This is a genomic window from Dolichospermum circinale AWQC131C, from assembly GCF_000426905.1.
Lineage (GTDB): Bacteria > Cyanobacteriota > Cyanobacteriia > Cyanobacteriales > Nostocaceae > Dolichospermum > Dolichospermum circinale.
The window spans coordinates 41,951-55,068 of sequence record NZ_KE384599.1; the positions used below are offsets into that span (position 1 = coordinate 41,951).

The 13,118-nt window shown below is 38.1% G+C and carries 11 protein-coding genes and 2 pseudogenes; 8 read left to right on the forward strand and 5 right to left on the reverse strand.

Going from position 1 to position 13,118, the window contains the following annotated elements:
• Positions 1–276 precede the first annotated feature (276 nt).
• Complete coding sequence (locus tag ACIR131C_RS0106170; RefSeq protein ID WP_035371577.1) at positions 277–2,544, forward strand: amylo-alpha-1,6-glucosidase; 2,268 nt, start codon at positions 277–279, stop codon at positions 2,542–2,544.
• Between the two features lie 160 nt (positions 2,545–2,704).
• Here ACIR131C_RS0106170 and ACIR131C_RS0106175 read toward each other — a convergent pair whose 3' ends face one another.
• On the reverse strand, positions 2,705–3,025 hold the full coding sequence (locus ACIR131C_RS0106175; RefSeq protein WP_028089503.1) for a DUF2973 domain-containing protein: 321 nt from the start codon (positions 3,023–3,025) through the stop codon (positions 2,705–2,707).
• Between the two features lie 250 nt (positions 3,026–3,275).
• Positions 3,276–3,593 (reverse strand): DUF2605 domain-containing protein, encoded by a 318-nt coding sequence (locus ACIR131C_RS0106180; protein WP_028089504.1) that lies wholly within the window; start codon positions 3,591–3,593, stop codon positions 3,276–3,278.
• Between the two features lie 359 nt (positions 3,594–3,952).
• Between ACIR131C_RS0106180 and thrS the strand changes: the two genes are divergently transcribed.
• The 6 genes from thrS to ACIR131C_RS0106210 all read left to right on the forward strand — a co-directional run bounded on the left by thrS (position 3,953) and on the right by ACIR131C_RS0106210 (position 10,102).
• Positions 3,953–5,773 (forward strand): threonine--tRNA ligase, encoded by a 1,821-nt coding sequence (thrS, locus tag ACIR131C_RS0106185; protein ID WP_028089505.1) that lies wholly within the window; start codon positions 3,953–3,955, stop codon positions 5,771–5,773.
• A 444-nt stretch (positions 5,774–6,217) separates the two neighbouring features.
• Positions 6,218–7,045, forward strand: a complete 828-nt coding sequence (locus tag ACIR131C_RS0106190; protein WP_231395403.1) for an RNA polymerase sigma factor — start codon at positions 6,218–6,220, stop codon at positions 7,043–7,045.
• 20 nt (positions 7,046–7,065) lie between these two features.
• Complete coding sequence (locus tag ACIR131C_RS0106195) at positions 7,066–8,592, forward strand: tetratricopeptide repeat protein (RefSeq protein WP_196811735.1); 1,527 nt, start codon at positions 7,066–7,068, stop codon at positions 8,590–8,592.
• A gap of 154 nt (positions 8,593–8,746) precedes the next feature.
• Positions 8,747–9,313: a fascin domain-containing protein gene (locus tag ACIR131C_RS0106200; protein WP_155963028.1), complete on the forward strand. Its 567-nt coding sequence runs from the start codon at positions 8,747–8,749 to the stop codon at positions 9,311–9,313.
• A gap of 289 nt (positions 9,314–9,602) precedes the next feature.
• Entirely contained in the window at positions 9,603–9,785 is a 183-nt protein-coding gene (locus ACIR131C_RS0106205; protein ID WP_028082397.1) for an element excision factor XisH family protein, read from the forward strand.
• Positions 9,773–10,102, forward strand: coding sequence for a XisI protein (locus ACIR131C_RS0106210; RefSeq protein WP_028082398.1), 330 nt, complete (start codon positions 9,773–9,775; stop codon positions 10,100–10,102). Before ACIR131C_RS0106205 ends, ACIR131C_RS0106210 begins: the two co-directional genes overlap by 13 nt.
• A 299-nt stretch (positions 10,103–10,401) precedes the next feature.
• On the opposite strand, the gene ACIR131C_RS0106215 is transcribed toward ACIR131C_RS0106210, so the two are convergent.
• Both ACIR131C_RS0106215 and trpS read right to left on the reverse strand, forming a co-directional pair.
• Positions 10,402–11,331 (reverse strand): methylenetetrahydrofolate reductase, encoded by a 930-nt coding sequence (locus ACIR131C_RS0106215; RefSeq protein ID WP_028089509.1) that lies wholly within the window; start codon positions 11,329–11,331, stop codon positions 10,402–10,404.
• Between the two features lie 127 nt (positions 11,332–11,458).
• Positions 11,459–12,466 carry a tryptophan--tRNA ligase gene (trpS, locus tag ACIR131C_RS0106220; protein ID WP_028082400.1) on the reverse strand — a complete coding sequence of 336 codons (1,008 nt, stop codon included), beginning with the start codon at positions 12,464–12,466 and terminating at the stop codon, positions 11,459–11,461.
• Between the two features lie 251 nt (positions 12,467–12,717).
• Here trpS and ACIR131C_RS0106225 point away from each other — a divergent pair.
• Positions 12,718–12,926 (forward strand): annotated as a pseudogene (locus ACIR131C_RS0106225) (B12-binding domain-containing radical SAM protein); the annotation flags it as partial.
• On the opposite strand, the pseudogene ACIR131C_RS26655 reads toward ACIR131C_RS0106225, so the two are convergent.
• Positions 12,922–13,118, reverse strand: a pseudogene (locus ACIR131C_RS26655) (hypothetical protein); the annotation flags it as partial. The pseudogenes ACIR131C_RS0106225 and ACIR131C_RS26655 overlap by 5 nt on opposite strands.

Sequence of the window (13,118 nt, forward strand, 5' to 3'; positions counted from 1 at the left end):
GTGTGATCATCTTTCTCCAGCTTTTTTATAATTTACATCAGATTTTGTGTCTGAGTAAGTATTCTCTACCTTTAGCATTTCTCAAGGTTTAGCAAGGAAGAAACTCTTGAAAAATAGTCATTTTTCAGGCTTGACTTTTTAGAAAAAAGGTATACATTTAGGAAGATTCATTGTTGTAACGTTAATATTTTCCCCTTTAATTGAACCGCATCAAACTAAACCAATTTACACCTATACAGGTAACTTCAACTAATGATATCAGATAAATTAATAAATATGACTACACCAAGCAAACTATCAGAAAAAATTGTTTTAGATGGAAAAACATTTATTTCCGCAGAAAAATTACCAATTCCAGAATGGCCTTGTGTTGTCAGTGAAAGACCACAACCAACGCTGACAGTTAAAGATGATGATTTATTTTTGGTGACGGATACTATGGGGAATATTTCTAGTTGTTCCCCAGATGAAAGTAATTCTAGCATGGGGCTGTTTTGTCGTGATACTCGGTTTTTGAGTCGTTTAGAATTACAGATTAATGGGCGATCGCCTGTATTACTGAGTAGCACTACTGACAAGGGTTTTGCTCTATCGGTTTTATGTACAAATCCCAAAATCACAGAGGAGTTAAAACCTGATACAATTGGGATACGCCGAGAAATTGTTCTCAATGGCGCACTATTTGAAGAAATAGAAATAGCGAACTACAGCACCACCACCATTAATTTTGAACTAAGTCTCAGCTTTGATGCAGATTTTGTAGATTTATTTGAAGTTCGGGGTCATAGTCGGGAAAAACGGGGACAAATTTTACGTTTAGTAGAACCAAAAAATCCAGAAATTGACCTAATCCCCTGCGTACAATCTCAACACCAAAAAGAAGAATCCCTAACTCTAGCCTATCAAGCTTTAGATAATTCGATCATGGAATCGCGGATTCAATTCCAACACCGACAACCGGATGATTTTCAAGGTTATACTGCGATTTGGCGGCTAGAATTAGGCTCTCACGAAACCCAAAAGCTCGGTTATCGTTTGAATTTGTTAATTAATAACAATGGTGGTTCAACGGTAAATCCAGCTATTACCTTAGCACAAGCCAAAGCCTCGGAGATGATGGAGGAGCAAAGTTGGGTACAACAAATTACCCGCATTAGTTCCGATAAAAGTCTTTTCAATCGGGTTATTGAAAGAGCAGAACAAGATATTTACCTATTACGCCAATCTTTTGGTAAATATAAAACTGTTTCTGCTGGTGTACCTTGGTTTTCAACCTTATTTGGCCGGGATTCTATTATTACCGCTTCCCAAACATTGATGTTAAATTCCCAAATTGCTAAAGAAACATTGATGTTATTAGCTGATTATCAAGGGAAAAACGAAGATGAATGGAAGGAAGAAGAACCAGGAAAAATTTTACACGAATTGCGTTTAGGAGAAATGGCGCGGTGTCAAGAAATTCCCCATACACCCTATTATGGGACAATTGACGCGACTCCATTGTGGTTAATGTTATATGCTGAATACTACGCCTGGACTCATGATCAAGAAACCTTAGAAGCACTTTGGCCGAATGCTTTAGCCGCCATGGATTGGATAGATCGGAATATGCAAAAAACCGGTTATCTTAGTTATTATCGGCGGTCAAAACGTGGGTTAAATAATCAAGGTTGGAAAGACTCTGGTGATTGTATTGTTAACTTCAAAGGAGAATTAGCCATAGGTCCAATTTCTCTATGTGAAGTTCAAGCCTATGTCTATGCTGCTAAAGTTAAATTGGCCGAAATTGCAAAAACGAAAAAACAGCTAGATTTAGCAGAAATTTGGTTAGAAGAAGCTAGAGATTTAAAAACTCGTTTTAATGAAGATTTTTGGATAGAAGATCAAGATTTTTGTGCTTTAGCTTTAGACGGAAAAGGTAAACCAGTAGATAGTATTACCTCCAACCCTGGACATTGTTTATCTTTAGGAATTTTTCTCCCAGAAAAGGCCTACAGTGTAGCCGAAAGATTACAAGCACCGGATATGTTTAATGGTTGGGGAATTAGAACTTTAAGTAGTTTGTCACCAGCTTACAATCCCATGGGTTATCACATTGGTTCAGTTTGGCCTCATGATAATAGTTTAATTGCCATGGGATTAAGAAGTTTAGGTTTAATAGATCAATCTTTGGAATTATTTCAAGGATTATTTGACATGACTTCCCAGCAACCTTATCAACGACCACCAGAACTATTTTGCGGTTATGAAATGAAAGGTGATAATGCACCAGTACAGTATCCTGTTGCTTGTACACCCCAAGCTTGGGCTACCGGTAGTATCTTTCAATTATTGCAAATGATCGTGAATTTAGTCCCAGACGCGCAAAATAATTGTTTGCGAATTATTGACCCGGCTTTACCAGAATCCATCAATCGTTTATCATTACATAATTTGCGTGTTGGTGGGACTATTTTGGATTTAGAATTTGAGCGTTCTGGTAGCACTACCGCTTGTCGGGTTGCGAAAAAACGTGGTAATCTACGGGTAGTGATTGAAGCGTAAATAGTTTCAATCAGGATTTACAGGATTTAAAGATTTACAGGATGACGATAAAATACATGATCAATCCTGTTCATCTTTCCATAAGCTGTTACAAACTCAAGAATGTTGTGGCGCGGGCATCTTGCCCGCTAGAATCATACTTAATGCAGTAAAGTATTAATCAAGCTCCTTCTGAATGATCAATTCTCTGACTAGGGGAAGATTCATAAAGAGCATCTAACTGTTCTCTCGCATCTTCAACATTAATGGAACGCATGACCAACAAAGGTTCTTTAATTATATTACCAGCACTGTCTAACAATTCAGGGTGAGGAACATATTGCCTTCTAGCTGCATAATAACCAAAACCACCTGGTGATGATTGGTTGCTAGAATAAGTCCTTTCCCTGTCAAAACTGAACATAATCAAATTCCGAATTAAATTACCAACGGCTATAAATGCCAGAACGGTAAAAGCTAAAATATAGAGTAGGTGTAGCATTGAGTTTTCCTCCAGAATAGCAAGGTTGAGAATGTTTTTTTGTAAAACTTAAACTCCGTAAATAAACTATCTACGGTAAAAGAGAATGTAAAATCCTGTACCTATGCCCCTATGTTATCTAGTGCAATCCTTATATTTAGATTAAGGTAACATGAGAGACATTATTTTTTTATGAAAACAATGTTAAGAATTGTCTAGTATTCTGACGATTTACAGTTGATTTAGATTGATTTAGATTGTTTTAAAGGCTTTACAATTCCTTTAATTGACCTAAACGCATTCCTACACCCCAACATTCTGTAACTAATTGATGCCAAGGTGTTACAGTTGCCATATCAATTCCCACTTGTTTACCTGTGACTGTAAACAATATCTTAGCCGTGTTGAGTTCATTTTGTGCATTTTCAACTCGTTTTAGTAAGTCAAATTGCTCTTGTTCACTCATGAAAGGGATTTTCTCATTTTCCAGAATTTGCTGATATCGCTCAAACCAATATTGAAAATCCTCTAACAGCGGTTGTAAGACGGCTTCCAGTAAATCAGCATTTGGTAGATTCGATTTCTCCATATATGAGAAGCATATTTCCTAATTTTTTTTATATTAACGTTATTTACGATTCTTAACAATCAGTTCATAACTTCCTATCTGAAAAAATCTGTAACAACGCTGTACTAAGCACAATTATATAAATTTGGCAATGGCGTTGTAAAGCTCATTGGGAGTAACTCTGGATACCTCTAAAGGAAGAAATCAACCTGACAAAAAAAATCATCTGTCCCAAAGAGAGGAGTAAAGTCCTGACTACGAACTAAGTGGAGTTTTTTGCTAAATTTAGGAGAAACCATAGCCAGTAGACTATTATTTATGTTGTAAAGATATTTTTTGTCAATTCTATTTTTAACACTTCGCCAAAAGTTTAACAGCCAATGTCGCCAAATCAAGAAACCCCAGCAGCCGAAAAAATCTATTTACCCCGTACCAGCGAGTCAGAAACATTAAAGAAGATTCGCCACACAGCTTCCCATATAATGGCCATGGCAGTACAAAAGCTGTTTCCCAAAGCGCAAGTCACAATTGGTCCTTGGATTGAAAATGGGTTTTATTATGATTTTGATAGTCCAGAACCCTTCAGCGATAAGGATTTGAAAACCATTCAAAAAGAAATGGTCAAAATTATTAATCGTAAATTACCATTAATTCGGGAAGAAGTCAGCCGTGAGGAAGCACAAAGTCGCATTGAAGCTATTAAAGAACCCTATAAGCTAGAGATTCTGGCCGATATCAAACAAGAACCCATCACAATTTACCATTTAGGAGACCAATGGTGGGATTTGTGCGCTGGTCCTCATGTAGAAAATACCAGCGAAATTAATCCCAAAGCTATAGAACTAGAAAGCGTTGCAGGTGCTTATTGGCGCGGTGATGAAAAAAAGGCTCAATTACAGCGCATTTATGCCACTGCTTGGGAAACTCCCGAACAACTGGCCGAGTACAAACGTCGCAAAGAAGAAGCTTTACGCCGTGATCATCGTAAAATAGGGAAAGAACTAGGATTATTTGTCTTTTCTGATTTAGTTGGACCTGGTTTACCCTTGTGGACTCCCAAAGGGACTTTATTAAGGACAATTTTAGAAGACTTCCTCAAAAAAGAACAGTTAAAACGGGGCTATTTACCTGTTGTTACTCCCCACATTGCCAGAGTTGATTTATTTAAAACATCAGGACACTGGCAGAAATACAAGGAAGATATGTTTCCGTTAATGGCTGAAGATGAGGAAGCAAAAGCCATAGAACAGGGTTTTGTTCTCAAACCAATGAACTGCCCTTTCCATATCCAAATATACAAGAGTGAATTACGCTCTTACCGGGAATTACCAATGCGGTTGGCGGAATTTGGCACAGTTTACCGTTATGAAAAATCCGGGGAATTGGGTGGTTTAACCAGAGTACGTGGTTTTACTGTTGATGATTCTCATTTATTTGTAACTCCCGAACAGCTAGATAGCGAATTTCTCAATGTTGTGGACTTGATTTTGAGCGTTTTCAAAAGTCTGCAATTAAAGAATTTTAAAGCTAGATTGAGTTTTCGTGACCCAGCCAGTGATAAATATATTGGTGGTGATGAAGTTTGGGATCAAGCAGAAGGGGCAATTCGTCGCGCTGTGCAACAATTAGGAATGGACTATTTTGAAGGAATTGGTGAAGCGGCTTTCTATGGTCCAAAACTCGATTTTATCTTCAGCGATGCTTTAGAACGGGAATGGCAATTGGGAACTGTGCAAGTAGATTATAATTTACCTGAACGGTTTGATTTAGAGTATGTAGCTGAAGATGGTTCGCGTAAACGCCCAGTAATGATCCACCGCGCTCCCTTTGGCTCGTTAGAGCGGTTAATAGGGATCTTGATTGAAGAGTACGCAGGTGATTTTCCGTTATGGTTAGCACCTGTGCAAATTAGGTTATTACCCGTAGGTGATTTGCAGTTAGATTTTAGTAAAGAGGTGGCTGCGAAGATGGTTGCATTCGGTATTCGTGCGGAAGTGGACACCAGTGGCGATCGCTTGGGTAAGTTAATCCGCAACGCAGAGAAGGATAAAATCCCCGTAATGGCTGTAATAGGTGCAAAGGAAGTAGAAACCAACAGCTTGAGTATTCGTACCCGCGCTTCTGGGGAATTGGGAGCGATATCTGTAGATGAGGTTGTAAGTAAAATAACAGAAGCAATTACTAACTTTAGTAACTTCTAAAAAAGTAGGCTGGGTAAATTTGTCGTTCCCAGTCTCCAGACTGGGAATACAATATCAAAAGTAGTCAAAGTCGTCCAAGTAGTTCAAGTAGGTTGGGTAGAACGAAGTGAAACCCAACACCAGGTGAATTGCTCAATCATACTGTATATTACCATCAGGGTGGGGTACAGATTATGCGGGCAAGACTTGTACTGAGCTTGTCGAAGTATACCAGCACCACAAGATTTTTATCATGAATATCTATACCTCATAATATCATAAACTACTGCATCACGGAAACAATTCTTAAATTACATCAATACTCCCCAGTAGTAGCTTGTTTTACAAATAAACAGAATACTTTAAAAAAGTTATCAAAAAACCTTTGACATGAAAAACTAAATTAAAGTATACTCTAATAGTAAGGTACAAATACTATTACTAGGGTTATCAATAGTGAGTATTATGTCACATATCCAAGAGAACAGACAACAAAAAACTTTCTCTTTAGCACAGACAAAAACTGGAAATCCTTTACCATTCCAAAGGAAATTCAGTGCTTCAACTGAAAATAATTGTCACTATTTTTGGCAATTATGGCAATCACATCAAGGTTATCTTTACAACTGTTGTTTAAAATGGCTGGATGGTAATTCTCATGATGCGGAAGATGTAGTAAATCACGCAATGCTCAAAGCCTGGAATCAATGGATACAATCTACAAATGACATTAGACATCCTAAATCGTGGTTAGCTCAAATTACTTATAACTGCTGTATAGATTTCCGTCGAAAACGTCAACGAGAATCTGCAAAAATTGATAATATTGACGATATGCAACTTGCAGATCATCCAGCACTTACTTCTAATTTATCACTTCCTGAATCTCAGCTTTTGAATGTGGAAATGGCCGCATATCTCAAGTATAAAATAGCATCTTTACCTGATAGATTGCGCTATCCTTTGATTTTACATTGTTGTCAAAACAAATCCTATGGAGATATTGCTAAACAACTCACCATTTCTGAAGAGAATGTTCGTAAATGTATTCAAAAAGCGCGGCAGATTCTACGAAAGCAGTTCAAGAAATATCTTGCAGGGGAAGATAACACTGTTTTTGATTACTTTTTACCATTAAACACCGTGATTCCCATGGTAGAAGAATTAGAATCTGAGCAAATATCGAATCATGATTGGGAATCATCAATACCTACAAAAAGCCAACAGCAAGAAATTAATTACAAAGTAACTTTAATATGCCTGGAATCCCTATCACATCATTGGTGGAATTGACTCAGCCATCTGGGCTAAAGATGAATGTTCAGTTATTTACAGCAGCAAAATCAGCCAGACAACAGCAGAAAATTATCACTTTAAACAAGTACATTGAAAAATATCCTCAAGGATGGAAAAAAAGATTAGAATTAGCTGATTTGCTTTACGAAATAGGAAACTGGTCACAAGCTATTATCGAATATAATCAAGTAATTGAACGACAAGCTCAACTACTTGATGTGCATCTAAAATTGGCAAAGATATTGCAGTTAATGGGACAAGAAAAGGAGGCTTTACAAACCTATGATACAGCCCTATTTTTGTCTGAAAATCCAGTAACTCAGCATTATATACAAGGATTGATTGCAACTTGCAAAGGTGACAATGAAAAAGCTCTCACAGCCTTTAATTTAGCCATAAATTCAGAACCTGATCAAGTATTTCACCGACTGGCTTTGTCACAGGTATATCAAAATGTAGAAGATCCCCTGGGTATTATCCGCACCCTAGAGCCGGTTTTAGTAATTAATCCAGATGATGTTATGTCCCTGATTTACAGCTATGATGCCCTGATGGTGGTGGGGGATATACAAACGGCGAAAGAGAGGTTTAACAGCCTTATAGCCCTAGCTGGTGATGATTTTCGAGTAATACAACGACAAATTGATCAACGTTTGCTGGCGAGAATGGTATCCGGTGAAGAGGGGAAAATCACTAAAAAAATGATTACCTCCTTACTAGGAACAATTCCCCATAGTGTTGAAGTCCATAAGTCCTTAGCCTACTATCACATTTTACGAGGGGATTGGGCGCAAGGGGTGAAGGTATTAGCCAAATTTACCACCGAATGCCCCAATTATCCCTACGGTTGGTATTATTATGGGCGATGCTTATTCCACACAGGGGAATACCAGCAAGGGGCGAAAATGATGGAGAAGGCGTATTATCTGTATCCCCATGATCGGGAAATTTATCGGAGGTTGTGTGAAATTTTACCCTTTGCACCTGATCCAGTGAAGAGTAAAACGATTCTTGCTTCCATAGTGGAGGAGATGTTAACGCGCTTTCCTGAATGCTGGAGTATGTGGACGACTGCGGGGCGGGTATTGGTGGAACATTTTCAAGATATTGAACGGGGTTGTCAGGTTTCTCAACAGGGGACAAAACTACAACCTCTGTTAGCGGATACTTGGTTACATCATGGACAGGTGTTGATTTTGGCTCGTCAATATCGGGAAGCCGTGGAAGCCTTAAAAAAGGCATGGGAGCTTTTACCAGATGCAGGTTATTTGCAATCCGTACCGGCGGCGTTTTGGTTGGGGGAAAGTTATCGAGTTTTGAAGAATGCTAAGGCTAGTAAACGGTGGTGGGAGGTAGCTGCTCAAGGATGTCAGGAGTTGAGGTTATTTAACCCAGCCATGGCTGATTACTGGTTAGGGAGGGTGATGATGGGTTTGGGGGATAAGTCGGGGGCTAGACGGGCTTATACAGGGGCTTTGAGTCAGCAGTTGTTGTATCCGGTGCGTGGGGAGGTGGAGGGAATTTTGGAGAAGCTGAAAAGGTAAGAGGGGTAAGGGTTATGGCGATTTAGGGTGGTTTTTTTGGGGGGGAAAATTTGTCCATAACTCAAAAAATTCACAAATGGGGGGAGTAAAACGTCTAAATAGTGTGGGAAGAAAAAACCCCAATTCAACAGAAACTAATCAAGAGGAAAAATCCATGAAGAAACTAGTACATTTTATGCTAGTTACAATGCTAGTAATTGTCGGTGTTTTCACCCCTTCAGTGACAAGTGCAAATGCACAAACCGCAAATACATTCAACAAAGTAGCTTTACAAGCTGACACAGGAAAATGGCTTTCTCGTTGCCGTAATTGTCAGAATGTTATAGGTAATAATCCTGATACGGCTACAATTCACATTACCAAACCTACAAATGATCAACCTTATGCCCAATTTGAAGTTGTGAATGTAGGTAACGGTAAAATTGCTCTCAAAGCAGATACTGGTAAATATTTGGCCAGATGTAATAGTTGCATTGTTGGTGGTAGTTATCCTGATTCTGCCACAATTCACGTTACAGATCCTTCTGCGCCTTATGCCCAATTCACTCCAGAATTATTAGACAATGGTAAATATGCTCTGAAAGCAGATACAGGCAAATATTTAGCAAGATGCAATAGCTGTTCTCCTGGTGCAGCTTATCCTGATACTGTAACTATTCATGTTGACAGTCCTGTAGGTGCTAGTTATGCTCAATGGAATATGATTCCTATTTTTAAATAGTGCGATAGCGAAGCGCTACGCAGGAATCGCTGATTTTGTAGGGTGTGTTAACGAAGTAACGCACCACTCTTATGATTAAATTCGGTGGGTTACGCTATTGCTAAACTACCCTAGGTTTTTATCCGTGGTTGATAGCCTTTCCCTTGTTTCCTCACAAATCAATCAACTTAATTTGGTATAAACTGGGTTTTGTTACTATAATTTATGTTTCTAAATCTTTAATTGCCTTTTGAACCTTTCATCTGAGATATTATGCTATTAACAGTGGTTAAATAAGTTTAATTTATGTATGCCAGCTAAAGATTTATTTCATAATACAGTTAAAACAGCCCTGACAAAAGATGGATGGACAATAGATGTTTATAATGAGTTTTTTAGTCGGAAGTTTATTCAAAGAATAATTGGCGAATATGACCTAAAATTACTGATTTTTAACCCAGATCAAGAGGAGATTGTGATATGGAGAGACTAAATTACAAAGAAATAGTCCAAACAATTCTGGAAGGTCACGCAAGAAATCGCCCAAATAATCAAACAGAAGTCAAATTGATATTTGATACAGAGCGCGATCATTATCAAGTTATTAATATTGGTTGGCAAGAACTAACGCGAATATTTGGTTGTATTATTTACGTAGAAATTAAAGATGGCAAAATTTGGATTGAACGCGATGGCACAGAAATCGGAGTAGCTAATGAATTAGTAGAAGCTGGAGTTCCTAAACAAGATATAGTTTTGGGTTTTAAAGCTCCATACAAACGGAAATTTACCGATTTTGCTGCTAGTTGAACCGTATATAATTCCGGTAAAATAAGGTAATTAGATTTTGTAGGGTGCGTTACATTTCATTAACGCACCACTATTATGATTAAATTCGGTGATTTTGCTAGTAAATAAACCACGGTTTTTATTTCGCGCAATCTCTCTTAGAGATCCCGAAGGGTAGGCGCAAAGAGAAGAAGGTAAAATGTGGTTTAAATCGCCCAAAACCGCTGGCACAATAGAAGAAAAAGCAGTAGGATTTTAGTATTTCTAAACCCCTACTTGATGAAATCAAAAAATTAAGGATTTTTGAGAAAATTGATTGTTTAACTGTTTTGATGACAAGTAACGCTCTCTACCCCTGCTAAATCCAAAATTGGCGCGATCAAATCTTCCCGCTTCACTGCCATAATATGCACTCCTTGACACAATTGTTTAGCAATTTGTACCTGTTGGGCAGCAATTTTCATTCCTTCTGTGAGGGGATGTTTTGCTTTAGCTAATCTCTCAATAATGTGTTCAGGAATATTCACACCGGGAACAGCTTTGTTAATAAATTGGGCATTTTTGGCCGATTTCAAGAGAAAAATTCCGGCCAAAATTGGTTTATTGTAACCACAAGCAATTTTATCCATGAACTTTTCTAATATTTCAAAATCAGTAATTAATTGACTTTGAAAAAATTGCGCTCCGGCTGCTATTTTCTTTTCAAACCGACTTTGTAAACCGGACCAACTGGGAGATTGAGGATCTACCGCCGCTCCCGCAAATAAGTCTAATTTACCATCAGTTAAAGGTTTTTCATTAAAATCAACTCCCAGATTCATGTTTCTAATTAACTGCAATAATCGCACAGCTTCTAAATCAAAAACAGCTTTGGCTTGAGGATGATCACCTGCTTTTACCGGGTCGCCAGTTAAAGCTAAAATGTTGTGGATACCCAAAGCATGAGCGCCCATTAAATCAGCTTGTAATCCAATTCTATTGCGATCGCGGCAAGCAAACTGACAAATCGGCTCAATCCCATTTTGCAGTAAAATTGCCGAAGCTACCAAGGAAGACATCCGCATCACAGCGCGGCTACCGTCAGTAATATTGACAGCATGAACTCTCCCCTTAAGAGTCGCCGCCATTTCTATGGTATGGGTGATATCTCCCCCTTTCGGAGGTGCAACTTCAGCAGTAATGAGAAAATCTCCTGCTGCTACGGCGGTGCGGAAGTTGTTTAATGTACTGGTGCTATAGCTATTCTGCATGATGCAAATTTAATTTTGAGGTTTTCTTAAAGGTAAACTGAATTACACTTTCTAGTTTAAACCTTAGTATGAGTCAGATCCCTGACTGGTCAAAGAGGTAAGGAATCTAACATCTATACAATTCTACTTATAATGGCACTGTATAACCTAGTGCTGCTTTTACATCTGCTAAGGTTTGATTAGCTATAGCCTCGGCTTTTTCTTTACCATCTTTTAAAACTGACTCTAAATAGCCTTTATCTGCCATTACCTCCTTATATTTATCCTGAATTGGTTTTAAAGCATTAATCGCTGTTTCTGTTAACAAAGGTTTGAATTGTCCCCAACCCATATCTGCACATTCGACCGCTACGGTTTCCTTCGTTTTTCCCGCTAATAGGGTATACAGGGTTAATAAATTATGACATTCGGGACGTTCTACATCATCAAAGGTTAAACCGCGAACTGGATCGGTTTTACAGCGTTTAATCTTATTGACAATTTGCTCAGGTGAATCTAAAACATTAATGCGGCTTAATTCCGAGGGATCTGATTTTGACATTTTCCGTGTTCCATCTGTCAAACTCATTACCCTTGCCCCTTCCTTTCTAATCAAAGGATCTGGTAACTTTAATACAGGTTTATCCTTAGCGAATTGATGATTAAACCTGTTAACAATATCCCGCGCCAGTTCTAAATGTTGCTTTTGATCTTCACCGACAGGAACTTTATCCGCTTGATAAAGCAAAATATCCGCAGCCATTAATACTGGATATGTCAATAAACCAGCGCTGACATTTTCACCTTGTTTAAGTGCCTTTTCCTTAAATTGAATCATGTCCTGTAGCCAATTTAAGGGAGTAATGCAGTTGAGTAACCAACAAAGTTCACTGTGGGCAGAAACATGAGATTGTACAAAAATGTGAGAATATTGTAAATCAATACCACAGGCTAGATATAAAGCCGCAATGGTGTAGGTATCAGCCGCTAAAGTGGCGGGATTATGTGGTACGGTGATAGCGTGTAAATCTACCACACAAAAGAAATTTTCATACTGATCTTGAATTTCTACCCAGTTACGAATAGCACCTAAATAGTTACCTAAGTGTAAATTACCAGTTGGTTGAACTCCCGACAGAACGCGCTGCTTACCCATAATTATCCGTTATTTATCTCCTCTTCCCCGCTTTGTCAATGGGGCGGTTACAAGACTCATTTTAGCCGTCATTGGGGATTAGTTATTGGTGTTTGCAAAAATTTTTTTAACATGATTATCTTATGGAATTATTTTCTAGATATAAAACTAAAAAATCTGTACCTCCAGAGAGATAAAAAGTAACGAACCCAGCTTTTATAGTTCAGACTAAATGGGCTTAAATAGGAAAATAAATCAGGGGGATATGCTTGATGAAAGCTTTATTAATCTGGCCGATAATGCCTATTCTTTTTGTTCTTATCAGGAAACTCTTGATTTAGCAAATCTGCGGGCTACTAATCCCCCATTGGGTTTAATTACGGTAGCGGCAATGTTAGCAAATGATTGGGAATTGCGACTGAGCGATCGCAATGTTCGTCTAGAAAATGATGTAGATTGGGAATGGTGTGATCTTGTCATTTTTTAACCTCAAAATAAGTAATACAACTAATGGATATTAATTCTTTTTGTGAACGTAATTCTTCTAATCTTTCCTTAATTACGAGATTATTTTTGATAGCAAAAGAAACAATATTGGTATCTAATAAATCAGAAGTGTTGAATGTTAAGATTTCGAGGATTGTGTCCAAGTTGTGCATTGGTATTGGTGATA